Here is a 24,152-nt window from a genome sequence, read left to right on the forward strand (position 1 = left end):
GATCCAGATCTTCACCCGCCGTGGCGGCGAACAAGGCCTGCAACCGCGCATGCACGTGGGGGTTGGCAGCCATCAGACCTGGGAACGCAGCCTCGGAGTGTCTGGCGGCGACGCGCAGACCCGCTTCAACCTGGGCGCCAGCCTTGATGAAACGGCAGGCATCAATCGCACTCATGAGTCCTGGCCCAGCGATGGCGATCACGATGAATACCGCAATAAGTCGGTCAGCTTAAGCCTGAGTCACGCCCTCAGCGATGACATCGAAGTCGGCGCCAATCTGCTGGATAACCAGGGCAAAAGTGCCTTCGACAACCCCTTCGGCCGCTTCGACATGGACACCTTCGAATCGGTCCAGCAGCAGCCCTACAGCGAGTTTTCTGTGAGCAGCGTCAGCAGTTACGTCGACGCGCAGATCAACGACGCCTGGAAAACCCGCGTCGAATTCGGCCATAGCGAAAACCGCGAGAAGACGCTCGACAAGCTCAGCGACGAGCGCAGCGTGTTCAACACCTATCGCGATTCGGTGAATTGGCAGAACGACCTCACCCTGGATGAACGCAACAGCCTGATCCTCGGCGGCGACTGGTACCAGGACCGAATCAACAGCAGTACCGCGTTCGACGAAGACAGCCGCTGGAACCGTGCGGCATTTATCCAGCATCGCTATCAAACCGACAGTTTCTCAACCGAACTGGGCCTGCGCCGCGACCAGAACCAGCAGTTCGGCAGCCAGAACAGCTGGAGCGGCACCTTCACCCTGCCGCTGAACCCGGACAACGATGTGCTGTTGACTTACAGCGAAGGCTTTCGCGCGCCGACCTTCAACGACCTGTACTACCCGGACTTCAGCAACCCGGATTTGAAACCCGAAACCTCGAAAAGTTATGAGCTGCAATGGCGCAGTCAGCTGACAGACACCAGTCGCCTGGAAGCTTCGCTGTACCGCACCGATCTGCAAGACGCGATTATTTTCGGCAGCAATAACCGCCCGGCGAATGTCGCCTCGGCGCGGATCAACGGTTTTGAAGCGGCTTTGAAACAAGAGCTGTTCGGTTGGCAGAGCAACCTCGGCGTGGCGATCATCGACCCACGGGATCGCGACAGTGGCCATACCCTCGCCCGTCGTGCACGGCGGACCTTGAGCCTGGATCTGGATCGGCAGTTTGATCGGCTCGGCGTCGGTGCCAGTTGGCAAGCGGTGAGCAGCAGTTATGACGACGAAAACAATCAACAGCCGCTGGGCGGGTATGCATTGTTGGGGTTGCGCGGCAGTTGGGCGCTGAATCGAGAGATCAGGCTGGAGTTGAAGCTCGACAATTTGCTGGACAAGGATTACAGCCGGGCGTTGTACAGCCATGACGGCAGTCAGTATGGGTATCGCGAGGAAGGCCGGGCGTGGATGTTCGGAGTGACCTGGACGCCAAAAATCTAAAAACCAACTCGGTCATTTGTGGCGAGGGGGCTTGCCCCCGTTGGGCTGCGAAGCGGCCCCAGGTCCAGCAACCGTGTTTTATCAGACATTCCCATCAACCTAATTACGGCTGCTGCGCAGCCGAACGGGGGCAAGCCCCCTCGCCACAGGGTGCGATCAACTGGCACAACTTGGCCGTCGCTTCGATCATCTGCCCACTCGGCCGCTCCAGGCCTTTGTCCGTCACCAGCAGCAATTGCCCCCGCGCCACCGCCGTTATCTGAGGCCAGCTCTTCCACGCATCGAGCTGCGCCTGGTCACTGGCCAGAATCACCTCGGGATTGCGCTGCAACACCGCCTCCACACTGATCTGCGGAGCAGGCTGTGTCAGGTCGGCAAATACATTGCGCGCCCCGCATACCTGCAGCGCATCGCTGATGATTTGCCCGCCGCCTACGGTGTACAGAGGCCGGTCCCAGACTTGATAAAACACCCCTAACGGTTCATCCCGTCGATAACGCTGGCGCAGGGAATCGAGTCGTTGACGCAGATTGGCGGCCAATGAAACACCACGCTCCGGTCTTCCGAGCTGCGTAGCGATCGCTTCGATCTGGGCGGCAAGTTGTTCGAGGTTATGAGGTTCGGCGACATAGGTGGGAATGTTCAGCCGTTTGAGCTGCTCACGCTGGGCCGGCCCCACACTGCCCGGCCACAACAGCAATAAATCGGGCTTGAGGCTGAGCAGTCGCTCCATGTCCAACTGGCCGTAGCTGCCAACGGATGGAATGTCTTTGAGCTCAGCGGGACGTTCGCCGGCATCCAGCACACCGACCAGAAGGTCAGCCGAGTTCAGCTCAACGACGATCTCGGAAAGCGAGGGCGCCAGGCTGATGACCCGCTCGACCGCAGCCGCCGAGCCACTGACGGCCAGCAGCAACACCGCCAGCCAGACGCTGCGCATCAGCCGAGTTGACGCGGGATACGGTAGAGGTAGAACAGCACCGTGGTCGACAGTGCCAGCAGCATCAGCGGTACGGCTTCAAGACCGACGAATACCGCCAGCGCACCGATCCAGGCGGGCAGGCCGGCGACCAGAAACGCAGCACGGCGTTTCGCGGCCAGGGCGATCCAGGCGCTGGGTTCTTCAGGAGTGTCGAGCGCTTTTTGGGTGGCGATCAGGGCGTGCTTGTAGCCGCCAAAGAACTTCAGGCTGACGAACATCGAAGCCATACCAGCGATGAACAGTGGCATGGCCAGCACCGGCAGAATCGCCTCGCTCTGGCCGAATACGCCATTGATCACGAACAGCGGCACCAAGGCCAGGGCCAGGTATTGCCACCAGTTGACGGTCAATCGCCGCCGTACCTGACCGCGGGTCACGCCCGGTCAACCTCGCCCTGATGCTCGTTCCCCATCATATGGTCGAGCTTGCTGGCCTTGGTGGCCAGATAGAGTTTGTTGTGCGGGTTGTGCCCAGTGTGCAACGGCACGCGCTCGGCCACCACGATGCCCATGTCGGTCAAGGCTTTGACCTTGCGTGGGTTGTTGGTCATCAGACGCAGGGACTTCACGCCCAAGTGCTCCAGCATCGGCAGGCACATGGCGTAGTCGCGCTGGTCGGCGGCAAAACCCAGGCGCTCATTGGCTTCAACGGTGTCGGCGCCGCCGTCCTGCAATTCATAGGCGCGGATCTTGTTCAACAAACCAATGCCGCGACCTTCCTGACGCAGGTAAAGCAACACGCCACGGCCTTCACGGGCGATCGCCTGCAAGGCGGCCTCAAGTTGCGAACCGCAGTCGCACCGCTGGCTGAACAAGGCGTCGCCGGTCAGGCATTCGGAGTGCAACCGGCCGAGCACCGGAGCTCCGTCGGCAAAATCACCCAGGCTCAGTACGACGTGCTCGCGCCCGTTCTCTTCATCGAGAAAGCCATGCATGGTGAATTGCGCAAAAGGCGTTGGCAGCTTGGAAGCGGCGACAAAAACGACAGGCACCGGTGTGCTCCTGATCTATAGATACTGAAGATTCGCAGAGGCGGCATTGTAACAGCACGTTCCTGCAGACGCTTACGCTGAATTATGGGGCATAACGATCAATAAGTTTGATCATCGGGTCCACACGATGCATCCCTGTAGCAGCTGGCGCAGCCTGCGTTCGGCGGCGCAGCCTGCGTTCGGCGGCGCAGCCGTCGTGAAACCTGTCGACTCGGTCAATCTGACACACCGCAGCGCCTGAATTTACGACGGCTGCGCCGCCGAACGCAGGCTTCGCCAGCTGCTACAAGAACTGTGCTCAGTTCGAGACAAACGGATAGGGTTGCTTCCACTTTGCGAAAATCGGTTTCAACTGGCCGTTTTTTACCAGCACGTCCATGCGCTGATCGAACAGCGCCCTCAACGTGCGGGCCCGAGGAGTATCGGCGAAGCACAGGTAAAGCGGCAATTCCGCGATATGCGTGCGGCGAAACTGCGACGTATCCTTGGCTAGGCCAAGGACATAATCGACTTCAGTCAGCGCATCAATGTAGTAATCGGCGCGACTGTGGGTCAGCATCGACACAATTCCCGTCCGCCGCACGACTTCGTTATAGCGCTGCACATTGGGTAAATACGCCTGATATTTATAGCCGCGTACCCAGGCCAATCGGTAGCGGCCCAAGGTATCCAGGGTCGGCGCCGGACTGCTGGCCAAGCCCAATGCGTAGATATGATCGGTATCGAAATTCCAGCGAGGATAGAGCAGGTCGCTCGCCTCATCCCGATAAGAACCGACACAAGCGTCCACTTCGCCACGCTGTGCCAGGCCCATGGCGCGCGTATAAGGCTCGGTTCGAATATCCAGTTTTACGCCCGCCGGTTCGAAGACTTTGCGCAACACGTCCCAGCCCAAACCCTGACCATCAGCGGCGGTGTAATCTTCCCAGGCTTCACTGGCGAGATGAATCACGGACGGCTTCGTCGGCGCATCCTCCGCCCGGGCGAGCGAGCAGAACATCGCAAAAACCATCAGCAGCAACCGCCGCGCCATTCCCCGCTCTCTCACTGGACGCCTCAGACGAAAAACCACACCAGCCCTTGCATCGCCAACCACGCAAATACGCCTGCCAGCACGTCGTCGAGCATGATCCCGACCCCACCGTGCACATGCCGGTCGATCCAGTGAATCGGCCAGGGCTTGAGAATGTCGAAGAAGCGGAACATCAGGAACCCCGCCAGCAACCAATGCCAACCTTCCGGCACCAGCCACAGAGTGATCCACATCCCGACCATTTCGTCCCAGACGATGCCTTCGTGGTCGTGCACGCGCAAATCATCGGCGACCTTGCCGCACAGCCAGAAGCCGAACAGCATGGTGATACCGAGCATCAGCCAGTAGCCCCAATCGGGCAGCATCTGCCACAACGGAATGAAGGGTAACGCCACTAACGAACCCCAGGTGCCCGGCGCTTTTGGCAAGGTTCCCGAGCCGAAACCGAATGCCAGGAAATGCCACGGATTGCGCCAGACCGACGGCGGTACGAACTCCGCCGGGACCTGTTTGGGATGATCTGTCACGGTGTCTCCCGAAAATGTTGATAACCCCGCACTGGCGGGGTGATGTCGTGTCCGTCGGCGTCCAGCAATGTCACGCCCTGCCCTGCAACCACCTGCCCCAGCACATGGATCGGCCAGCCGTCCGCCAGCAACGACGGCAACTCGGCGGGCGGCAAGGTGAAGGCCAGTACGTAATCATCACCGCCGCTCAGGGCCGCTTGCTCAGCGCCAGGCTGACCCAGGAAAGCCAGCAGCGCCTTCGACAACGGCAGCTTGCTGCGCTCTACCTGCACCCCGACTTTCGACGCCAGGGCAATGTGCCCGCAGTCGGCGAGCAGGCCGTCGGAAATGTCCAGCGCCGCCGTGGCTCTGCCGCGCAACGCCATGCCCAGGCCCAGCTGCGGTTGCGGCGACCAGTAATGGGCACGCAACGGGTCAGCGATGGCCGCATCAGCCATTCGCTGACCGAGCACCAACGGCAATGCGCCCGCAGCGTTCCCCAACTCACCGCCCACGCAGAGCAGATCGCCAGGCTGTGCGCCGCTGCGGGTCAACGCCAGACCGGTTGGCACCCGACCGAATACGGTCATGGTCAGGCTCAATGGCCCGCGAGTGGTATCGCCACCCACCAGCGCCACCCCGCATTTTTGCGCCATGAGGTTCAAACCACGGGCAAAGGCTTCCAGCCAATCGGTGGTCACCGTCGGCAAGGTCAGGGCAAGGGTAAAGGCAATGGGAGCAGCGCCCATGGCGGCCAGGTCACTGACCGATACGGCCAGCGAGCGCTGACCGAGCAGAAACGGGTCGCAGGGGTCTGCGAAATGCACACCGGCCACGAGCGTGTCGGTGGAAATCGCCAACTGCTCCCCGGGGGGAACAGCCAGCAAGGCGCAGTCGTCGCCGATCCCAAGGGCAACGCCTTCGCCGCCCTGCGCACAAGGCGCGGCGGCGAAGAAATTGCGGATCAGCTCAAACTCGCCCATGGCTTCGTGTCGACATTCCAAGCGCCAATCAGCGCTTGAACGCCTTCACTTCAGCTTCACGCAGACGCGGGGCCAGCTTGTCGAGCACACCGTTGACGAACTTATGGCCGTCGGTGGAGCCGAAGACCTTGGCCAGCTCGATACCTTCGTTGATCACAACGCGGTATGGCACGTCTACGCGCTTGAGCAGTTCCCAGGTGGACAAGCGCAGAACGGCCAGTTCAACCGGGTCCAGCTCTTCGATGGTCAAGTCCAGGCAAGGTTTGAGTGCGGTGTCGATCTCGGTCTTGAACTGCGGAACCCCATGCAGGATTTCACGGAAGTAGGCGCCATCGACATCGCTGAAATCGTTATCGACCCGAAACTGCGCTTCGATCTCGTTCAGCGACTGCTTGGCCATGTGCCATTGGTACAGTGCCTGAGTCGCGAGCTGACGGGCTTCGCGGCGCTTGGCGCTTTTCGATGGCTTGCCGGCATCCGCAGGCTTTGGATCGCGCGGGTTGAAACGATCGCTATCGTCGCTAATCACTTGGCCTCCAACTGCGCCAGCAGGCTGACCATTTCCAGAGCGGACAGGGCAGCTTCAGCACCTTTGTTACCGGCCTTGGTGCCGGAACGTTCGATGGCTTGTTCGATGGAATCAACGGTCAGTACGCCGAAAGCGACCGGTACGCCGAACTCCATGGACACCTGGGCCAGGCCCTTGGTGCATTCGCCCGCCACGTATTCGAAGTGCGGAGTACCGCCACGAATGACTGCGCCCAGGGCGATGATTGCCGCAAACTCGCCCTTCTGAGCGACTTTTTGCGCAACCAGCGGGATTTCGAAGGCGCCAGGCGCACGGATGATGGTGATGTCGCTTTCGCTCACGCCATGGCGAACCAGGGCATCAACTGCACCGCTGACCAGGCTTTCAACGACGAAGCTGTTGAAACGGCCCACTACCAAAGCGTAGCGGCCTTTAGGGGCGATGAAGGTACCTTCGATGGTCTTCAGGGTCATTCGTTAGATCTCTTAAAGAGCCGGGACGCGTTTTCTACGCGCCCCTCAGTGATGTGTTAACCGCGAATACAGGCCCGCAAACTGCCGGTCATTATTCGGAGGGCACGTATTCTACAACTTCCAGATCGAAACCGGATATCGCATTAAACTTCATCGGCGCGCTCATCAAGCGCATTTTGCGCACGCCCAGGTCGCGAAGAATCTGCGAACCGGCACCGACGATGCTGTAAGTGGTCGGTTTTTTCACGGCGCTGTGATCCGCGGTTTCGCGAATGTGCGCCAGCAACACGTCGCCATCGAGCGGGTGACCGAGCAACAGCACCACGCCGCTGCCAGCCTCGGCAACCGCAGCCATGGCGGCGCGCAGGCTCCAGCGGCCCGGTTGCTTGACCATCAACAGGTCACGCAGCGGGTCCATGTTGTGTACCCGCACCAGCGTCGGCTCTTCGGCGCACACGGTGCCCAAGGTCAGCGCCATGTGCACGTCGCCTTCCACCGAATCACGGTAGGTCACCAGGTTGAACTGGCCCAATTCGCTGTCCAGCGGCTGCTCGGCAATCCGCTGAACGGTACGTTCGTGGATCATCCGGTAGTGAATCAGGTCGGCAATGGTGCCGATCTTGATGTTGTGTTCGGCGGCAAAGGCTTCGAGTTCGGCGCGACGGGACATGGTGCCGTCATCGTTCATCACTTCGCAGATCACACCGCTGGGCTCGAAACCGGCCATGCGCGCCAGGTCGCAGGCCGCTTCGGTGTGACCGGCGCGGGCCAGCGTACCGCCGGCCTGGGCCATCAGCGGGAAGATGTGGCCGGGGCTGACGATGTCTTCAGCCTTGGCATCTTTGGCGGCAGCGGCTTGCACGGTGCGCGCACGGTCGGCGGCGGAGATACCGGTGGTGACACCTTCGGCAGCTTCGATGGACACGGTGAACTTGGTGCCGAAACCGGAACCGTTGCGCGGCGCCATCAACGGCAGCTTGAGCAGTTCGCAGCGCTCGCGGCTCATCGGCATGCAGATCAGGCCGCGGGCGTGCTTGGCCATGAAGTTGATGTGTTCAGGCTGGCAGCACTCGGCGGCCATGATCAGGTCGCCTTCATTCTCGCGGTCTTCGTCATCCATAAGGATGACCATCTTGCCTTGGCGGATGTCTTCAACCAGTTCTTCGATGCTATTGAGCGCCACAAGGCACCCCCCTTCTTTCGAAATTTGAGCTTCAGGATTTGAGGTAGCCGTTGGCGGCCAGAAAGCTTTCAGTGATGTTTCCGGACTTTGCTGGCTCTGCGGCCTTGTCGCCCAACAGCAGGCGTTCCAGATAACGGGCAAGCAAATCTACTTCCAGATTCACCCGGCGACCCGGCTGATACGACGCCATGATGGTTTCGCTCAGGGTATGCGGAATGATGGTCAGCAAGAACTCGGCACCATCGACGGCGTTCACAGTCAGGCTGGTGCCGTCGACAGTGATCGAGCCTTTATGGGCGATGTATTTGGCCAGGTCTTTCGGGGCGCGGATGCGGAACTCCACGGCGCGGGCGTTTTCGGTACGGGCAACCACTTCACCCACGCCATCGACGTGACCGCTGACCAGATGCCCGCCGAGACGGGTGGTCGGGGTCAGGGCTTTTTCCAGATTGACCGGGCTGCCGTTTTTCAGGTCATTCATGGCGGTGCAATCGAGGGTTTCGCGACTGACGTCCGCCGCAAAGCCATTGCCCGGCAATTCAACCGCCGTCAGGCACACGCCATTGACGGCAATACTGTCGCCCAGTTTGACGTCGCTCAGGTCGAGCTTGCCGGTTTCGACGTAAACCCGCACATCCCCGCCTTTTGGGGTCAATGCACGGATTTTGCCGATGGATTCGATGATGCCGGTAAACATGGAGTCCTCCTCGAGAACAGAGCCAGCGCTAGAGCAATGGCCGGGAATTATACGCTCGCCGATGGCACAGGAATGGCAGTGACTCGCCAGTCATCGCCAACCGCGCGGATTTCGGTGATTTTGAGCTCGGGCGCGTCTTTCATTTGCGCCAGTGGCCAGTCCAGCAACGGCCGCCCCGTGGAACCGAGAAACTTGCCGGCGATGAAGATCTGAAACTCATCCACCAGCCCGAGCTGGGCAAACGCGCCAGCCAGTCGCGGGCCGGCTTCGACCAGCACGTCATTGACGCCACGGTTGGCGAGTTCGACCAGCAACTGATGCAGATCGACCTGACCATCGTCGCCCGGCACGATCAGGCATTCCGGACCGTTGGCGTACTGTTCTTCCACCGCGACACACGTGGCGACCAGCGCCGGACCGGCCTTGAAGAACGGTGCGTTCAGCGGCACCCGCAGGCGGCCGTCGATCAGCACACGCAGTGGTGGACGGCTCATGACCAAGGCTGTTTGCTCAGGGTCCAGGCCCAACTCGTCGGCACGTACGGTCAAACGCGCGTTGTCCGCCAACACCGTGTCGGCACCGGTCAGCACCACGCTGGCCTGGGCGCGCAAACGCTGTACCGCCGAACGCGCCGCCGGGCCGGTGATCCACTGGCTCTCGCCGCTTTCCATCGCCGTGCGACCGTCGAGGCTCATCGCCAACTTGACCCGCACGAACGGCAAGCCATGTTCCATGCGTTTGAGGAAGCCTTGATTGAGCTGGCGCGCCTCGCCTTCCAGCACGCCGCTTTCGGTGGCGATACCGGCCTGGGCCAGACGTTGCAGACCGCGACCGGCGACTTCCGGGTTCGGGTCTTGCATCGCTGCAACGACGCGGGCGACACCGGCATTCACCAGCGCATCGGCGCAGGGTGGCGTACGACCGTGGTGGCTGCAGGGCTCAAGCGTCACGTAAGCCGTGGCGCCCCGGGCCTTGTCGCCGGCAACGCGCAAGGCGTGGACTTCGGCATGTGGCTCGCCGGTGCGCACATGCCAGCCTTCGCCGACAATCTGCCCGTCGCGCACCACCACGCAGCCAACCCGTGGGTTGGGATGCGTCGTGTAATGACCTTTGCGCGCCAGTTCCAGGGCCCGGGCCATGTAATGCGCGTCGAGGATGGCTTGTTCGGGGGAGGTGGTCATTCTTTCACCGGCTCTCGAGCGAGGCGATCGATCTCTTCGCGGAACTCGTTGAGGTCCTGGAAGCGTCGATACACCGAAGCGAAGCGAATATAGGCAACTTCATCAAGCTTCTTCAGCTCGGCCATCACCAGTTCGCCGACCACGAGGGATTTGACCTCGCGTTCACCGGTGGCGCGCAGCTTGTGTTTGATGTGCACCAGCGACGATTCGAGGCGCTCGACACTCACCGGGCGCTTCTCCAGCGCCCGCTGCATGCCGGCACGGAGTTTTTCTTCGTCGAACGGCTGGCGACTGCCGTCGGTTTTGATCAGGCGCGGCAACACCAGTTCAGCGGTTTCAAACGTCGTGAAACGTTCGCCGCAGGCCAGGCATTCACGCCGGCGGCGCACCTGTTCGCCCTCGGCGACCAGACGCGAGTCGATGACCTTGGTGTCGTTGGCACCGCAGAAGGGACAGTGCATGGTGGCAGGCAACAAAAAATGGGAGGGCCATGGTAGCGCATCCCCGTGGCAAGACAAGCCATAGGGTTTGCGGTATACAGACTGGCTGTCTATGGATTTCATTTTCTGGAGCCGCCAATGCCGTTACGACCGCTCGTTTTGCTCAGTCTTTTCAGCCTGCTAGTGGCCTGTGGCAGCGATGCGCCCAAATCCCAGCCACCGACACCAGGCCCTGCACCGCAACAGGCGCAGAAGAAAGCCAAGGCGGCGGCCGAGCTCGGTCCGTTGCCGGCGCATCAACGTGAATTGAGCGGCACTTTGCAGGGCGCGCCCGCCGGATCTGAAGTTGAACTGGCGTTGCTGGTGGTCGACGCAAAGGATCGTCCGCAACAATTGCTCGCCAGTTCCAGCCTGATCGGCACCAATCAGGTCTTGCCGTTTCGTCTGCGGTTCAATCCCGAATCCTTCCCGACCGGCGCTCGTGTCGAACTGCGTGGCCGTGTGAGCCAGTCCGGGCAGTTGATCCTGAATCTGCCGGCGCAAATAATCACACAGCCAACCACCCAGGCGCTGGGTCAGCTGCAATTCGTCAAAGCACCATGATTGCACCGCTCGACTTGCAGCAGGCATTGGGTCAATTGCTTGGTGATGCACAGCTTGTAGCCTGTGAGTTACCAGGCACCGAACTGAAGCTGTGGCTGATCGACGGCGACAACATGGATCGCGCCTTCAGCCCGGAAGAAACCCGGCGCATTCTTCACGAGCCGCCCTATTGGAGTTTCTGCTGGGCCAGTGGGCTGGCGGTGGCTCGCTATCTCGCCGAGCACCCGCAATGGGTCGAAGGCAAACGGGTGCTGGATTTCGGCGCCGGCTCCGGGGTGGCCGCGATTGCGGCGGTGAAAGCCGGGGCACTGGAAGTGGTGGCCTGTGACCTGGACCCGCTGGCCATTGCCGCGTGTCGGGCGAATGCCGAACTCAATGGCGTGCCACTCAGTTACTCGACAGACTTTTTCGCCGAGGCGGATCGGTTTGATCTGATTCTGGTGGCCGATGTGTTGTACGACCGGGCAAACCTGCCGTTGCTCGACGAGTTTCTCAGCCGTGGCCGGGAAGCGCTGGTGGCGGATTCGCGGGTGAGGGATTTCCGCCATCCGCTGTATCGGCGCATCGAGATGCTTGAAGCAATGACCTTGCCGGATCTGGCCGAACCCGAAGAGTTTCGGCATGTGAGCCTCTATCACGCGCGGCGGGCTTGAAGTCGCCAAAGGATCGCAGCCTTCGGCAGCTCCTACGCCGTTCGCGTCTTACCCCGGCCGTATGCGTTCCGCGTCGTGCGCGTGTGAACCCGATCCTGTAGGAGCTGCCGAAGGCTGCGATCTTTTGCGCCAGCCCTTATAGTGAGCATATTCACGCTTCCAAAGAGATCCCCCATGAGTCAGGAAACGCCGTACATTTTCGACGCCACGACTGCCGATTTCGACCAGTCGGTGATCGAGAACTCTTTCCACAAACCGGTGCTGGTGGATTTCTGGGCCGAATGGTGTGCGCCGTGCAAGGCCTTGATGCCGATGCTGCAAACCATCGCCGAGAGCTATCAGGGCGAGTTGTTGCTGGCCAAGGTCAACTGCGATATCGAGCAAGACATTGTTGCGCGCTTCGGCATTCGCAGCCTGCCGACAGTGGTGCTGTTCAAGGACGGTCAGCCGGTGGATGGTTTTGCCGGTGCACAACCGGAATCGGCTGTGCGCGCGATGCTCGAACCTCACGTACAAATGCCGCCGCCCGCTGCGGCGGACCCGCTCGAACAGGCGCGAGCGCTGTTCGATGACGGCCGTTTCGCCGATGCCGAAGCCACGCTCAAAGTGCTGCTGGCTGAAGACAATACCAACGCCAAGGCGCTGATTCTCTATGCCCGCTGCCTCACCGAGCGTGGCGAACTGGGTGAAGCGCAAATCGTGCTCGACGCGGTCAAGACCGATGAGCACAAGGCCGCGCTGGCCGGCGCCAAGGCGCAGATCCAGTTCCTCGGCCAGGCCAGGGATTTGCCGGATGCGGCAGACCTGAAAGCGCGTCTGGCGAAAAATCCGCAGGACGATGAAGCGGTCTATCAACTGGCGATCCAGCAACTGGCCCGCCAGCAATACGACGCGGCGCTGGATGCCTTGCTGAAACTGTTCATCCGCAATCGCAGCTACAGCGAAGGCTTGCCGCACAAGACCTTGCTGCAGGTGTTCGAACTGCTGGGCAACGATCACCCGCTGGTGACCACGTACCGTCGCAAGTTGTTCGCTGCGCTCTATTAAGATCAAAAGATCGCAGCCTTCGGCAGCGCCTACAGGGGAATACAGATCCCGCGTAGGAGCTGCCGCAGGCTGCGATCTTTTTTGCGGCTTACTCGATCCAGCTATAAAGCGGTGTATCCCCGCCGCTCACCACTTTGACGTTTGCACAGTGGCGCAAGCGCACCAACAAGCGCTTACCCGCCGCCGCGCTGCCAGTCAGCCCTTCCAGTTGCTCCAGCAAGTCCGGCCCGCTCAATTGTCCGGCCTTGCGTAGCAACTCCTGGGCGATCTGCCACAGTGCATCGTCCTGATTCACCGGTTTGGCGGGCGCAACACTCGCTTCGGGTTTTGCTGCCTGCAGCTGCGCACCGAGCTGCGCCCAGTCACCGTCATCGAGCTCCAGTGTCAAATCCACCGGCCAGTCACCGATGCTTCCGCGTATTCGCAACATAAGTCTGCTCCTGCCCATACCTGACTCGCATGCTCCCATGGGTCTTGCGCAACGCCAAGCAGACGGTCAAACTCTCCGCACTTTCGTTATAAGATTACATAACAAACTTTTCATTTTGCTGTTCGGAGACCCGCCATGCGTCGTTTGCTGCTCGCTTTGCCGTTTGCCTTGTTGCCGCTGGCTGTCGCCCATGCGGCGGTCGAGCATGATCATGCTCATGATGAAGAGCACGGCAGCCTCAGCGCCCACGAACATGGCGTCGGTCGCCTGAACGCGGCGCTGGATGGCCAGACTCTGGAACTGGAGCTGGAAAGCCCGGCGATGAATCTGGTGGGTTTCGAACACGCCGCCAGCACCGACGCCGACAAAGCCAAAGTCGCCGCCGTCCGCGCGCAGCTGGAAAAACCCCTGGTGCTGTTCAACCTGCCCAAAGCCGCCGGTTGCGTGGTCGCGACTCAGGAACTGGAAAGCCCGTTGTTCGGCGACAAGCCGGACGCCGACGATGACCACGACGAAACGGACAAGGACGATCACGAGCATCACCCTGATCACAGCGAAATCCACGCCCATTACCAATTCAGCTGCTCGGCTCCCGGCGCGCTGAAGACCCTGGACCTGGCGAATATCTTCAATACATTCCCGGCCACCCAGAAGATTCAGGTACAACTGATCAGCCCGAGCGGGCAGCAAGGAGTTGAAGTGACGGCCAAGGCAGCGGCCCTGAAATTCTGATCCGCCACCACCCCCTGTAGGAGCGAGGCTTGCCCGCGAAGAGGTCGTCACATCCAACAGGGATGTTGACTGTGAGAACGCCTTCGCGGGCAAGCCTCGCTCCTACAGGGGTTGGTGTTGAATGTGAAATTGAGACAAAACCATGAAATCGGCGCCATGACCCAAGCACTCATCGAACTGTCCGACCTGAGCTTCAGCTGGCCCGGTCATCCGCCATTGCTGGACATCCCCTCGTTCCGCCTGGAACCCGGTGAGACCCTGTTCCTCAAAGGCCCCAGCGGCAGTGGCAAGACCACCCTGCTGGGCCTGCTCGGCGGCGTGCAAAAGCCTGACCGGGGCAGCATTCGCCTGCTGGGCCGGGAGTTGACCGAATTCTCTGCCGGTGCCCGCGACCACTTGCGCGTCGATCACACCGGCTACATCTTCCAGCAGTTCAATTTGCTGCCGTTTCTCTCGGTACGCGAGAACGTCGAGTTGCCCTGCCGCTTCTCCAGACTGCGCGCAGAACGGGCGAAACAGCGCCACGGCAGCGTCGATCAGGCCGCGGCCACCCTGCTCGCCCACTTGGGCCTGAAGGATGAAAACATCCTCAGTCGCCGCGCCGACTCGCTGTCCATCGGCCAGCAGCAACGGGTTGCCGCCGCACGTGCGTTGATCGGTCAGCCGGAACTGGTGATCGCCGACGAACCGACTTCGGCCCTGGACTACGATGCCCGGGAGAACTTCATTCGCCTGTTGTTCGCCGAATGCCGCGAAGCCGGCTCGAGCCTGTTGTTCGTCAGCCATGACCAGAGCCTCGCGCCGCTGTTCGATCGCCATCTGTCGCTGGCCGATCTCAATCGCGCCGCCACCCCGTCCGAGGTTTGAGATGTATTTGTTTCGTCTAGCCATGGCCAGCCTGGCTAACCGTCGTTTCACCGCGATCCTCACCGCGTTCGCCATCGCCCTGTCGGTCTGCCTGTTGCTGGCCGTGGAGCGGGTGCGCACCGAGGCCAAGGCCAGTTTCGCCAGCACCATCAGCGGCACCGACCTGATCGTCGGCGCGCGCTCCGGCTCGGTGAATCTGCTGCTGTATTCGGTGTTCCGCATCGGCAACGCCACCAACAACATCCGCTGGGACAGCTTCGAACATTTTGCCAACAACCCGAACGTGAAGTGGGCGATCCCGATGTCTCTCGGCGATTCCCATCGCGGTTATCGGGTGATGGGCACCACCGAGGCGTACTTCGAGCATTACCAGTACGGCCATCGGCAGCACCTCGAACTGGCCGAGGGCCGCGCCTTCGCCACCGATCCATTCGAGGTGGTGCTCGGCGCCGAAGTGGCCGATGCGCTGCACTACAAGCTCGGCGACAAACTGGTGCTGGCCCATGGCGTGGCGGTGATCAGCCTGGTCAAACACGACGACAAACCGTTCACCGTGGTCGGTATTCTCAAACGCACCGGCACCCCGGTGGACCGCACGCTGCACATCAGCCTTGGCGGGATGGAAGCGATTCACGTCGACTGGCACAACGGCGTGCCGGCACGTGGCAACGGGCGGATCAGTGCCGACCAAGCGCGCAACATGGACCTGACGCCACAAGCGATTACTGCGTTCATGCTCGGCCTCAACAGCAAGATTTCGACGTTTGCACTGCAACGGGAGATCAACGAATTCCGTGGCGAACCGATGCTGGCGATCCTGCCCGGTGTGGCCTTGCAGGAGCTGTGGAGCTTGATGAGCACGGCGGAAAAAGCCTTGTTCGTCGTCTCGCTGTTCGTGGTGCTGACCGGGTTGATCGGCATGCTCACGGCGATCCTCACCAGCCTCAACGAGCGGCGCCGCGAGATGGCGATTCTGCGCTCGGTCGGCGCTCGGCCGTGGCACATCGCGACCTTGCTGGTGCTGGAAGCCTTTGCCCTGGCGTTGTCCGGAGTGATTGCCGGCGTGGCGCTGCTGTATGTGGGCATCGCGGTGGCGCAGGGTTACGTGCAGGCGAACTACGGCTTGTACTTGCCATTGGCCTGGCCGAGTGAATATGAATGGACGCTGCTCGGTGGCATCCTGATCGCCGCGCTGCTGATGGGCAGCGTGCCGGCCTGGCGTGCTTATCGCCAATCCTTGGCCGATGGCCTGTCGATCCGACTATGAGGACCTTAATGATGCCCCGCGCTGTGCTTGCGCTATTGATGCTGGTTGCCCTTCCGCTGTGGGCGGTCGAGCCGAAAGACCTGACCTGGTCGGAAATGATCCCGCCGGATGCCGCGCCAGAAGTGCCGAACATGACGCCGCTGCATGACCTGTCGAAGATGAGTGACGCGTTGTCCGCAGAATCAGCACCAGCCGCCAAACAGGACATGCCAAACGCGCCGGTGGTGAACAGTCTCGACGGCAAGAACATTCGTTTACCGGGGTACATCGTGCCGCTGGAAGTCAGTGAAGAAGGCCGCACCACGGAGTTTTTGCTGGTGCCGTATTTCGGCGCCTGCATCCACGTACCGCCTCCTCCGTCGAACCAGATCGTGCATGTCAAAAGCGAAGTCGGCGTGAAGCTCGATGAGCTGTATCAGCCGTATTGGATCGAAGGTGCGCTGCAGGTGAAAGCATCCACCAGCGAGTTGGCGGATGCCGGGTATCAAATGGAGGCAGACAAGATTTATGCGTATGAATTGCCGGAGTGACCGGTGGTTATATGTTGATTGAGAGGACGTCTCCTTGTAGGAGCGAGGCTTGCCCGCGAAGAGGCCATCAAAGGTTCCGCAAAAATCCGGGCCTTCACTGTTTCATTGAGCTGAGTCAAAAGACCGTATCAGTTGGATCCCTACCATTGGACATCGAACATTTTTAACGTCCTTTGGAGCTCCCATGCACAAGTCCTTGCTCTGCGCTTCGCTGTTCGGCCTCGCGCTCTCAGCCCCGCTCGCCCATGCCCACACCGCCGGTGACATCCTCATTCGGGCCGGTGCGATCACCGTCAACCCTGAGGCTGACAGCTCCAGCGTCAAGGTTGATCAGGGCCCGCTGAAAGGCGCCGATCTGGGTGGCAAGGCCACCATGAGCAGCGACACGCAACTGGGCCTGAACTTCGCCTACATGATCACCAACAACCTGGGGATTGAACTGCTGGCGGCCACGCCGTTCGAGCATGACGTGAAGCTCAAAGGCACCGCGCTCGGCGCCGCCAACGGCAAGCTCGGCACGCTCAAACACCTGCCGCCAACCCTGAGCCTGGTCTACTACCCACTGGATTCCAAGTCCGCGTTCCAGCCGTACATCGGCGGCGGTATCAACTACACCTGGATCTACGACGAACACGTGAGCAGCGAAGCCGCCGCCAACGGTTTCAGTAACTTCAAGGCGGACAGTTCCTGGGGTCTGGCCTGGCAGGTCGGTGCCGACTACATGCTGACCGACAACGTGATGATCAACGCCCAAGTGCGTTACATCGACATCGACACCACCGCGACCGTGGAAAACAACGCCGTCGCACCGGGCACCCGGGCCAAGGTCGACGTTGATGTGGACCCGTTCATTTACATGGTAGGTTTGGGTTACAAGTTTTAAACCCACTGCAAAAAAAAGGCGCCTCGACAGGCGCCTTTTTCATTGATCGTTCCCACGCTCCGCGTGGGAATGCCTCACCGGACGCTCCGCGTCCGCTCTTGGGACGCGGAGCGTCCCTCGCTGCATTCCCACGCGGAGCATGGGAACGATCTAACCTCAGTGCCCCAGCAACCGCGCCAGGCCAACACTCATCGGAGTCTGCTGCGGGTAGGTAAACCGCTCCAGCAAACGCCGGTTGTTCGCCCGAGAATGGCGGATGTCACCGGAACGCGCCGGGCCGTAGCTCACGGGCGGCAACGTACCGACCACCGTTTCAAGGGCTTCAAGCATTTGCTTGAGACTCGTCGCCTGATTCCAGCCGACATTCACCGCCCCGACTTCGACCTGCGGCTTCTCGATGGCTTGCACCAACACGTCCACCAAATCCCCGACGTAGACGAAATCCCGAGTCTGTTCGCCATCGCCGAACACGGTGATCGGCAAGCCTTTCTGCGCGCGTTCGCTGAATATGCTGATCACCCCGGAATAGGGCGAGGACGGATCCTGACGCGGGCCGAAGATGTTGAAGAAGCGGAAAATCACCGGTTCCAGATCATGCTGGCGACGATAGAAATCGAAGTAATGCTCGCTCGCCAACTTATCTGCCGCGTACGGGGTCAACGGTGCCTTGGGCGTGTCTTCGTCAATCGACTCGCCTTCGCCATTGTTGCCGTAGACCGCCGCGCTGGACGCGAACAGCACCCGCTTGACGCCCGCCTGACGCATGGCTTCGCAGACACTCAGCGAACCGATGAAATTGCTCTGATGGGTCTTCACCGGATCGTCGACCGAAGCCTGCACCGAGGCCACCGCAGCCAGGTGCGCTACCGCGCTGCAACCGACCATCGCCTGCGCCACGCATGCAGCATCTGCTACGTCGCCCACGATCAATTCGAGGAGGGGATTGTCCAGCGGCAGGTTGCTGCGTTTGCCGGTAGAGAGATCATCGAGAATACGCACCGAGTGACCTTTGGCAAGCAAGGCATCGGTCAGGTGCGAACCGATGAAACCGGCGCCGCCGGTGATTAAAACAGGGCCTTCAGCCATGACGATAAAACCTATCCAGTAAGCCTGGGAGTGCCGCGCGCCAGGCGCGGGGCTTGATCCCGAAAGTGTGCAGAATTTTCTTGCAGGCCAGCACCGCATGTTGCGGTTCTTCAGCGGCGTCGGATCGCGCGGCGTGAGCCTGTGCGGTCGGCGCTTCGACAGCCAACGGGTGCAGGGCGCGTGCTTCGGCAAGAATCGCTTGCCCCAGTGCCAACGGCGTGGTCGCCTCATGCCCGGCGTAGTGGTAGGTACCCCACAGTGGCGCCGCGCAATCGAGTTGCTTGAGCACCGAAATGATCACCCGGGCGGCGTCGTCCACCGGCGTCGGATTACCGCGACGGTCATCGGCCATCAGCAGTTCTTCAGCTTTCTCGGCCCGGGCCAGGAACCGCCCCAGGGTGCCGTCGGGGCTGTCATCGAGCAGCCAGCCAAACCGCAACAGCACGTGTTGCGGACAGGTGGCGCGCACGCTTTGTTCGATTCGCCACAAGGCCTGACCGCGCAGTCCCAGTGGTACCGGTTCGTCTTTCTCGCTGTAGGCGGTCGCCCGGGAGCCATCGAACACGCGATAACTCGACGGTTGCAGCAGCACAATGTTGTGATGCTGGCACAGTTCGGCCAGTCGCTCGATGGCTCGCTCCTGCCCGGCCAGACGCTGTTCGCTGACAGTCTCCGCCTGGAACCAGTCAAAGTAATAGGCGAGATTGATCAACGCATCCGGACGGGTATCGTCGAGCAGTTGCGTGAGGCTCGCGGCGTCCCAGCCGTCTTGCGGGGGGCGGGGGGCGAGGAAACCGATGTCTTCTTCCGCACCGAGGCGAATCAGCGCCTGCCCAAGGGCATTTCCGCCGCCCAGTAACATAAGGCGCATTCGCATAGAGTCAGCAGGCCCAGTCTGATTGGAACGATGGCTTTATCGACAGCGCCCGCAGGCGATGCCCTCAATAATTTCCGGAATCGTTGCATTTTGCGGGTTTAGTGCGCAACCGTCATCCGTAAAGTGTAGATCCCAGGGATTTGTGGTGCTTGTGAGGGCCTCTTCGCGGGCAAGTCTTGCGCCTGCAGGTTTAACGCTGTCCTTGTAGGAGCGAGGCTTGCCCGCGAAGGAGCCCTCAGCACCGACACAGATCCTGAGCGGTACTTGCAACTTCCCGCCCCCACCCGCATAAATTACTCCATGAATCTGCCCATCCCCACGGACGCTGCTCTGGCAGGCTTTCACCCCGCCGTCAGCGCCTGGTTCAGTAACACCTTCGCAACGGCCACCGCCGCACAGGCCCGGGCGTGGCCGTTGATCCGCCAGCGCCGTTCGACCCTGATTGCCGCGCCCACCGGTTCCGGCAAGACCCTCACGGCATTTCTCGCCGTGCTCGACGATCTGGTTCATCGTGGCCTGGAAAGCCCGGACGGCCTGCCGGACGAAACCCTGGTGGTCTATGTTTCGCCGCTCAAGGCACTGTCCAACGACATTCGGATCAACCTGCAAAATCCGCTGGCCGGCATTACCGAACAGTTGCGGGTGATGGGGCTGCCCGACGTGCCGATCAGCACCGCCGTGCGCACCGGCGATACGCCGCAAAAAGAACGCTCGGCCATGCGTAAAACAGCACCGCACATTCTGGTGACCACTCCGGAATCCCTTTACGTGCTGCTCGGCTCCGACTCCGGCCGGCAAATGCTCGGCACCACCCACACAGTAATCGTCGATGAGATTCACGCCATTGCCGCCAGCAAACGCGGCAGTCATCTGGCCCTGAGCCTGGAGCGTCTGCAGGCGCTCTGCTCGCAACCGCTGGTGCGTATCGGTCTGTCTGCCACGCAAAAACCCATCGAAGCGGTGTCGCGTTTTTTGGTTGGCCGTGATCGCGACTGCGAAATCATCGACATCGGCCACGCCCGCCCACGGGATCTCGATATAGAGGTGCCGCCCGTTCCCTTGTCGGCAGTGATGGCCAACGACGTGTGGGAGCTGGTCTACGATCGCCTCGCCATCCTCGCCCGCGAACACCGGACCACGCTGATTTTCGTCAACACCCGACGTCTGGCCGAACGTCTGAGTCGCCACTTGAGCGAACGCCTCGGCAAAGACGCCGTTGCCGCCCACCATGGCAGCCTGGCCAAGGAGTTTCGCCTGGACGCCGAACAGCGGCTCAAGCGCGGCGAGTTGCAGGTGCTGATCGCCACCGCCTCGCTTGAGTTAGGGATCGATATCGGTGATGTCGACCTGGTGTGCCAGATCGCTTCGCCGCGCTCGATTGCCGGGTTTCTGCAACGGGTCGGTCGCTCCGGGCACCAGGTCGGCGGCACGCCCAAAGGCCGGTTGTTTGCCACCACCCGCGACGACCTGATCGAATGCGCCGCCCTGCTCGATTGCGTGCGCCGTGGTGAACTGGACACGCTGCAGATCCCGGAAGCGCCACTGGACGTGCTGGCCCAGCAGATCATCGCCGAAGTCAGTTGCCAGGAATGGCAGGAACAGTCGCTACTGGAGATGCTGCGCAAAGCCTCGCCTTACGCCGCGCTCGACGAAAAGCACTATCAGGCCCTGCTGCAAATGCTCGCCGAGGGCTACAACGGCCGCCTGGGTATCCGCAGCGCTTATTTGCACCGGGACGCCGTAAGCCGCACCCTGCGCGGCCGTCGAGGCGCCCGGCTGACCGCCGTGACCAGCGGCGGGACGATTCCGGACAACGCCGACTACAGCGTTCTGCTGGAGCCCCAAGGGCTGAACATCGGCAGCGTCAATGAAGACTTCGCGGTGGAAAGCATTTCCGGGGATATCTTTCAGTTGGGCAATACGTCGTATCGAATCTTGCGGGTCGAAACCGGCAAGGTACGGGTCGAAGACGCCCAGGGTCAGCCGCCGACCATTCCGTTCTGGCTCGGTGAAGCGCCGGGGCGCAGCGATGAACTGTCGTTCGCCGTCGCCCGCCTGCAAGCGCAACTCGATGAGCGGCTCGGCGCCACGCCCGGCAACTTGCAGCCCGCCGTCGACTGGCTGACCGAGGTACTGGGCTTGAACCTCGCCAGCGCCGAGCAACTGGTGGATTACCTGGCCCGGGCGCGCCAGACCCTCGGCGCCTTGCCGTCGCAAGACACGCTGCTGATGGAGCGGTTTTTCGACGAGTCCGGCGGTACGCAACTGATCATCCATTCGCCATTCGGCAGCCGCATCAACCGCGCCTGGGGCCTGGCCTTGCGCAAGCGTTTCTGCCGCACCTTCAATTTCGAATTGCAGGCCGCCGCCAGCGAGGATGCCATCGTGCTGTCGCTGTCCACCGGTCACAGCTTCGAGCTGGAGGATGTCTGGCGTTACCTGCACAGCAACAGTGCCGAACATACCTTGATTCAAGCCGTGCTCGAGGCGCCGCTGTTCGGTGTGCGCTGGCGCTGGAACGCCGGGGTCGCCCTGGCGTTGCCGCGCTTTAGCGGTGGGCGCAAAGTGCCGCCGCAAATCCAGCGGATGAAAAGCGAAGACTTGATCGCCAGCGTGTTTCCCGATCAGCTCGCCTGCGTCGAAAACCTCGCCGGCGAGCGCGAGATACCCGACCATCCACTGGTGGAACAAACTCTCGACGATTGCCTGCACGACGCCATGGACAGCGAAGGCTGGCTCGCGTTGTTGCGGCGCATGGAACAGGGTGACATTCGACTGATCAGCCGCGATCTTCCGGCCCCCTCGCCCTTGGCAGCGGAAATCCTCAGCGCCCGCCCCTACACGTTCCTCGACGATGCGCCGCTGGAAGAACGCCGCACTCAGGCAGTGCTCAACCGCCGCTGGAGTGATCCGCAGTCCACCGATGATCTCGGTGCGCTGGACGCCGACGCGATCACTGCAGTGCGTGATGAAGCCTGGCCTACGCCAACCAGCGTTGATGAAATGCATGAAGCGTTGATGAGCCTGGCGTGCATTACCGAGACCGAAGCTCAGGCCAACCCGGATTGGCTTGATTGGCTGAATGCCTTGGCCGACAGCGGCCGCGCCAGCCGCTTGCAGATCAACGCTGTGCAATCGCTGTGGTTGGCGCTGGAGCGACTGACCTGCCTGCGGGCGATTTATCCACAAGCCATATGGGTTCCACCGTTGGCGGCATTGCCCGGTTTCGATGAAACCTGGGAGCCGGACGAAGCGGTGCTGGAACTGATCCGCGCACGGCTCAGCGCGTTTGGGCCATTGCCGCTGAAAGCAATTGCCGGACCGCTGGGCTTACCGGCGGCTCAAGTCACTCAAGCCTTGGCCCAACTGGAGCGCGAAGGCTATGTCCTGCGCGGGCAATTCACTCCAGGCGCCCCTGATGAACAATGGTGTGAACGGCATCTGCTGGCGCGGATTCATCGCTACACGGTCAAACGGCTGCGTCGGGAAATCGAGCCGGTGGCGTTGCAGGATTTCATGCGTTTTCTGTTCGATTGGCAGCACCTGTCCGCCGCGAACCAAGGCCAGGGTCGCGCGGTGTTGCCGGCGATTATCAGCCAGCTCGAAGGCTACCCCGCCGCTGCTTCGGCGTGGGACAGCGACATTCTGCCGGCGCGGCTCAAAGACTATTCGGCGAGCTGGCTGGATGAGTTGTGCCGCAGCGGCAAACTGGTCTGGACCCGCCTGACCACGCGCAACAAGAGCGCCAGCACGGCATTGCGCAGCACGCCGATTTTATTGCTGCCGCGCAATCAGGTCGGGTTGTGGAGCGGCTTGGCCGAGCAAACGCCGGTCAGCGAACTGTCGCCCAAAACCCAAAAAGTCCATGCAGCGCTCAGCCAGCATGGCGCACTGTTTTTCGATGAGCTGATCCACGAAGCCCATCTGTTGCGCTCGGAACTGGAAATTGCCCTGCAGGAACTGGTGGGTGCCGGGTTGGTAAACGCCGACAGTTTCGCCGGCCTGCGGGCGCTGATTACCCCGGCCAGCAAACGCCAGAATCGCAGCAGTCGACGTGGGCGCGGCGCCTATGTGGGCGGGATGGACGATGCCGGACGCTGGGCTTTGCTGCGCCGCGGTGCTGCCGCGCCGATTGTGGATAAGCAACGTCCCGCGCCTACGCCCGGCGAAACCCTGGAACACATCGCCATGACCTTGCTGCGCCGTTACGGCGTGGTGTTCTGGCGCTTGCTGGAACGTGAGGCAGACTGGTTGCCGAGTTGGCGGGAATTGCTGAGCACATTTCATCGGCTCGAGGCCCGGGGCGAGATTCGTGGCGGGCGGTTTGTCAGTGGCCTGGCGGGGGAACAATTTGCGCTTGCGGAGGCGATTCCATTGCTGCGCGAAGTCAGGCGACGACCGCACGATGGGAGTCTGATCGCGGTGTGCGGGGTGGACCCGCTGAACCTCGCCGGCACCCTGTTGCCAGGCGCCAAAGTGCCGGCGCTGGCGAGTAATCGACTGGTGTATCGCGACGGCATTCCGGCCGCCGCCGAGATCGCCGGCAAGCAGCAGTTCTGGCTGGAGCTCGATCCGCAGGCCAGTGGCGAGGTACGCAATAAGCTGACGCGTCATAGCGCCTTGTAGGAGCGTGGCTTGCCCGCGAAGGGAGCGCCGCGGTGTAGCAGCGAGACCGCGTCATCGTTCTCCGCAGGCAAGCCTCGCTCCTACAGGGATCGTGGTGCTATTGGGGTGCGAAGCGCCCCTA

25 protein-coding genes are annotated in these 24,152 nt (G+C 61.5%); 10 read left to right on the plus strand and 15 right to left on the minus strand.

From position 1 onward, the window contains the following. Window positions 1–1,432 (plus strand): TonB-dependent receptor domain-containing protein (locus BZL43_RS00680; RefSeq protein WP_143517819.1); only part of this gene is annotated, 1,432 nt, incomplete at its 5' end. Window positions 1,433–1,535: 103 nt separating this feature from the next. Here the strand turns inward: BZL43_RS00680 and BZL43_RS00685 are convergent. The 12 genes from BZL43_RS00685 to nrdR all read right to left on the minus strand — a co-directional run bounded on the left by BZL43_RS00685 (window position 1,536) and on the right by nrdR (window position 10,451). Then, window positions 1,536–2,372, minus strand: coding sequence for a cobalamin-binding protein (locus BZL43_RS00685; RefSeq protein WP_095630550.1), 837 nt, complete (start codon window positions 2,370–2,372; stop codon window positions 1,536–1,538). Further along, the gene (locus tag BZL43_RS00690; protein WP_095630551.1) at window positions 2,372–2,791 is read right to left on the minus strand and encodes an MFS transporter; all 420 of its coding nucleotides are present in this window, start codon (window positions 2,789–2,791) and stop codon (window positions 2,372–2,374) included. The genes BZL43_RS00685 and BZL43_RS00690 overlap by 1 nt, the downstream gene beginning before the upstream one ends. Beyond that, entirely contained in the window at window positions 2,788–3,405 is a 618-nt protein-coding gene (ribA, locus tag BZL43_RS00695) for a GTP cyclohydrolase II (protein ID WP_052967080.1), read from the minus strand. The genes BZL43_RS00690 and ribA overlap by 4 nt, the downstream gene beginning before the upstream one ends. A gap of 298 nt (window positions 3,406–3,703) precedes the next feature. Continuing rightward, window positions 3,704–4,438, minus strand: coding sequence for an ABC transporter substrate-binding protein (locus BZL43_RS00700; protein ID WP_095630552.1), 735 nt, complete (start codon window positions 4,436–4,438; stop codon window positions 3,704–3,706). A 23-nt stretch (window positions 4,439–4,461) separates the two neighbouring features. Next, window positions 4,462–4,965: a phosphatidylglycerophosphatase A gene (locus BZL43_RS00705; RefSeq protein ID WP_095630553.1), complete on the minus strand. Its 504-nt coding sequence runs from the start codon at window positions 4,963–4,965 to the stop codon at window positions 4,462–4,464. Beyond that, window positions 4,962–5,927, minus strand: a complete 966-nt coding sequence (thiL, locus tag BZL43_RS00710) for a thiamine-phosphate kinase (RefSeq protein WP_095630554.1) — start codon at window positions 5,925–5,927, stop codon at window positions 4,962–4,964. Before thiL ends, BZL43_RS00705 begins: the two co-directional genes overlap by 4 nt. A gap of 28 nt (window positions 5,928–5,955) precedes the next feature. Further along, window positions 5,956–6,456 carry a transcription antitermination factor NusB gene (gene nusB, locus BZL43_RS00715; RefSeq protein ID WP_007970164.1) on the minus strand — a complete coding sequence of 167 codons (501 nt, stop codon included), beginning with the start codon at window positions 6,454–6,456 and terminating at the stop codon, window positions 5,956–5,958. Further along, a complete protein-coding gene (gene ribE / locus BZL43_RS00720; RefSeq protein ID WP_003228649.1) occupies window positions 6,453–6,929 on the minus strand; it encodes a 6,7-dimethyl-8-ribityllumazine synthase in 477 nt (158 codons plus the stop codon). The genes nusB and ribE overlap by 4 nt, the downstream gene beginning before the upstream one ends. 91 nt (window positions 6,930–7,020) lie before the next feature. After that, on the minus strand, window positions 7,021–8,112 hold the full coding sequence (gene ribBA / locus BZL43_RS00725) for a bifunctional 3,4-dihydroxy-2-butanone-4-phosphate synthase/GTP cyclohydrolase II (protein ID WP_007906834.1): 1,092 nt from the start codon (window positions 8,110–8,112) through the stop codon (window positions 7,021–7,023). A 31-nt stretch (window positions 8,113–8,143) separates the two neighbouring features. Beyond that, window positions 8,144–8,809 (minus strand): riboflavin synthase, encoded by a 666-nt coding sequence (locus tag BZL43_RS00730; protein ID WP_095630555.1) that lies wholly within the window; start codon window positions 8,807–8,809, stop codon window positions 8,144–8,146. A 47-nt stretch (window positions 8,810–8,856) separates the two neighbouring features. Next, window positions 8,857–9,990, minus strand: coding sequence for a bifunctional diaminohydroxyphosphoribosylaminopyrimidine deaminase/5-amino-6-(5-phosphoribosylamino)uracil reductase RibD (ribD, locus tag BZL43_RS00735; protein WP_095630556.1), 1,134 nt, complete (start codon window positions 9,988–9,990; stop codon window positions 8,857–8,859). Then, window positions 9,987–10,451: a transcriptional regulator NrdR gene (gene nrdR / locus BZL43_RS00740; RefSeq protein WP_007906838.1), complete on the minus strand. Its 465-nt coding sequence runs from the start codon at window positions 10,449–10,451 to the stop codon at window positions 9,987–9,989. Before nrdR ends, ribD begins: the two co-directional genes overlap by 4 nt. A 117-nt stretch (window positions 10,452–10,568) precedes the next feature. On the opposite strand from nrdR, the gene BZL43_RS00745 reads away from it, so the two are divergent. The 3 genes from BZL43_RS00745 to trxA all read left to right on the plus strand — a co-directional run bounded on the left by BZL43_RS00745 (window position 10,569) and on the right by trxA (window position 12,733). Beyond that, window positions 10,569–11,033: a YbaY family lipoprotein gene (locus BZL43_RS00745; RefSeq protein ID WP_095630557.1), complete on the plus strand. Its 465-nt coding sequence runs from the start codon at window positions 10,569–10,571 to the stop codon at window positions 11,031–11,033. Beyond that, the gene (locus BZL43_RS00750; RefSeq protein WP_095630558.1) at window positions 11,030–11,686 is read left to right on the plus strand and encodes a methyltransferase; all 657 of its coding nucleotides are present in this window, start codon (window positions 11,030–11,032) and stop codon (window positions 11,684–11,686) included. The genes BZL43_RS00745 and BZL43_RS00750 overlap by 4 nt, the downstream gene beginning before the upstream one ends. A 174-nt stretch (window positions 11,687–11,860) precedes the next feature. Further along, a complete protein-coding gene (gene trxA / locus BZL43_RS00755) occupies window positions 11,861–12,733 on the plus strand; it encodes a thioredoxin (protein WP_095630559.1) in 873 nt (290 codons plus the stop codon). Window positions 12,734–12,821: 88 nt separating this feature from the next. Here the strand turns inward: trxA and BZL43_RS00760 are convergent, their stop codons facing one another. Continuing rightward, the gene (locus BZL43_RS00760; RefSeq protein WP_095630560.1) at window positions 12,822–13,163 is read right to left on the minus strand and encodes a hypothetical protein; all 342 of its coding nucleotides are present in this window, start codon (window positions 13,161–13,163) and stop codon (window positions 12,822–12,824) included. Window positions 13,164–13,298: 135 nt separating this feature from the next. On the opposite strand from BZL43_RS00760, the gene BZL43_RS00765 reads away from it, so the two are divergent. The 5 genes from BZL43_RS00765 (at window position 13,299) to BZL43_RS00785 (ending at window position 17,442) form a co-directional block, all read left to right on the plus strand. Further along, window positions 13,299–13,895: a DUF2796 domain-containing protein gene (locus BZL43_RS00765; protein ID WP_095630561.1), complete on the plus strand. Its 597-nt coding sequence runs from the start codon at window positions 13,299–13,301 to the stop codon at window positions 13,893–13,895. 156 nt (window positions 13,896–14,051) lie between these two features. Next, window positions 14,052–14,762: an ABC transporter ATP-binding protein gene (locus BZL43_RS00770; protein ID WP_095630562.1), complete on the plus strand. Its 711-nt coding sequence runs from the start codon at window positions 14,052–14,054 to the stop codon at window positions 14,760–14,762. Window position 14,763: 1 nt separating this feature from the next. Further along, the gene (locus tag BZL43_RS00775) at window positions 14,764–16,029 is read left to right on the plus strand and encodes an ABC transporter permease (RefSeq protein WP_095630563.1); all 1,266 of its coding nucleotides are present in this window, start codon (window positions 14,764–14,766) and stop codon (window positions 16,027–16,029) included. 11 nt (window positions 16,030–16,040) lie between these two features. Then, entirely contained in the window at window positions 16,041–16,559 is a 519-nt protein-coding gene (locus BZL43_RS00780) for a DUF3299 domain-containing protein (protein ID WP_095630599.1), read from the plus strand. A 184-nt stretch (window positions 16,560–16,743) separates the two neighbouring features. After that, window positions 16,744–17,442 (plus strand): OmpW family protein, encoded by a 699-nt coding sequence (locus tag BZL43_RS00785; protein ID WP_095630564.1) that lies wholly within the window; start codon window positions 16,744–16,746, stop codon window positions 17,440–17,442. Between the two features lie 156 nt (window positions 17,443–17,598). On the opposite strand, the gene BZL43_RS00790 is transcribed toward BZL43_RS00785, so the two are convergent. Beyond that, window positions 17,599–18,528 carry an NAD-dependent epimerase/dehydratase family protein gene (locus BZL43_RS00790; protein WP_095630565.1) on the minus strand — a complete coding sequence of 310 codons (930 nt, stop codon included), beginning with the start codon at window positions 18,526–18,528 and terminating at the stop codon, window positions 17,599–17,601. Beyond that, window positions 18,521–19,405: a sugar nucleotide-binding protein gene (locus tag BZL43_RS00795; RefSeq protein WP_095630566.1), complete on the minus strand. Its 885-nt coding sequence runs from the start codon at window positions 19,403–19,405 to the stop codon at window positions 18,521–18,523. Before BZL43_RS00795 ends, BZL43_RS00790 begins: the two co-directional genes overlap by 8 nt. Window positions 19,406–19,705: 300 nt before the next feature. Here BZL43_RS00795 and BZL43_RS00800 point away from each other — a divergent pair, with 300 nt between their 5' ends. After that, on the plus strand, window positions 19,706–24,031 hold the full coding sequence (locus tag BZL43_RS00800) for a DNA glycosylase AlkZ-like family protein (RefSeq protein ID WP_095630567.1): 4,326 nt from the start codon (window positions 19,706–19,708) through the stop codon (window positions 24,029–24,031). Window positions 24,032–24,152: the final 121 nt, after the last annotated feature.

Source organism: Pseudomonas sp. PICF141 (genome assembly GCF_002286815.1).
Taxonomy (GTDB): domain Bacteria; phylum Pseudomonadota; class Gammaproteobacteria; order Pseudomonadales; family Pseudomonadaceae; genus Aquipseudomonas.

Coding starts and splice junctions, on each gene's coding strand:
- BZL43_RS00685 (WP_095630550.1), bottom strand. CDS start 2,372: ATGCGCAGCGTCTGGCTGGCGGTGTTGCTGCTGGCCGTCAGTGGCTCG.
- BZL43_RS00700 (WP_095630552.1), bottom strand. CDS start 4,438: ATGGCGCGGCGGTTGCTGCTGATGGTTTTTGCGATGTTCTGCTCGCTC.
- thiL (WP_095630554.1), bottom strand. CDS start 5,927: ATGGGCGAGTTTGAGCTGATCCGCAATTTCTTCGCCGCCGCGCCTTGT.
- ribE (WP_003228649.1), bottom strand. CDS start 6,929: ATGACCCTGAAGACCATCGAAGGTACCTTCATCGCCCCTAAAGGCCGC.
- BZL43_RS00730 (WP_095630555.1), bottom strand. CDS start 8,809: ATGTTTACCGGCATCATCGAATCCATCGGCAAAATCCGTGCATTGACC.
- ribD (WP_095630556.1), bottom strand. CDS start 9,990: ATGACCACCTCCCCCGAACAAGCCATCCTCGACGCGCATTACATGGCC.
- nrdR (WP_007906838.1), bottom strand. CDS start 10,451: ATGCACTGTCCCTTCTGCGGTGCCAACGACACCAAGGTCATCGACTCG.
- BZL43_RS00745 (WP_095630557.1), top strand. CDS start 10,569: ATGCCGTTACGACCGCTCGTTTTGCTCAGTCTTTTCAGCCTGCTAGTG.
- BZL43_RS00750 (WP_095630558.1), top strand. CDS start 11,030: ATGATTGCACCGCTCGACTTGCAGCAGGCATTGGGTCAATTGCTTGGT.
- trxA (WP_095630559.1), top strand. CDS start 11,861: ATGAGTCAGGAAACGCCGTACATTTTCGACGCCACGACTGCCGATTTC.
- BZL43_RS00760 (WP_095630560.1), bottom strand. CDS start 13,163: ATGTTGCGAATACGCGGAAGCATCGGTGACTGGCCGGTGGATTTGACA.
- BZL43_RS00765 (WP_095630561.1), top strand. CDS start 13,299: ATGCGTCGTTTGCTGCTCGCTTTGCCGTTTGCCTTGTTGCCGCTGGCT.
- BZL43_RS00770 (WP_095630562.1), top strand. CDS start 14,052: ATGACCCAAGCACTCATCGAACTGTCCGACCTGAGCTTCAGCTGGCCC.
- BZL43_RS00775 (WP_095630563.1), top strand. CDS start 14,764: ATGTATTTGTTTCGTCTAGCCATGGCCAGCCTGGCTAACCGTCGTTTC.
- BZL43_RS00780 (WP_095630599.1), top strand. CDS start 16,041: ATGCCCCGCGCTGTGCTTGCGCTATTGATGCTGGTTGCCCTTCCGCTG.
- BZL43_RS00785 (WP_095630564.1), top strand. CDS start 16,744: ATGCACAAGTCCTTGCTCTGCGCTTCGCTGTTCGGCCTCGCGCTCTCA.
- BZL43_RS00790 (WP_095630565.1), bottom strand. CDS start 18,528: ATGGCTGAAGGCCCTGTTTTAATCACCGGCGGCGCCGGTTTCATCGGT.
- BZL43_RS00795 (WP_095630566.1), bottom strand. CDS start 19,405: ATGCGAATGCGCCTTATGTTACTGGGCGGCGGAAATGCCCTTGGGCAG.
- BZL43_RS00800 (WP_095630567.1), top strand. CDS start 19,706: ATGAATCTGCCCATCCCCACGGACGCTGCTCTGGCAGGCTTTCACCCC.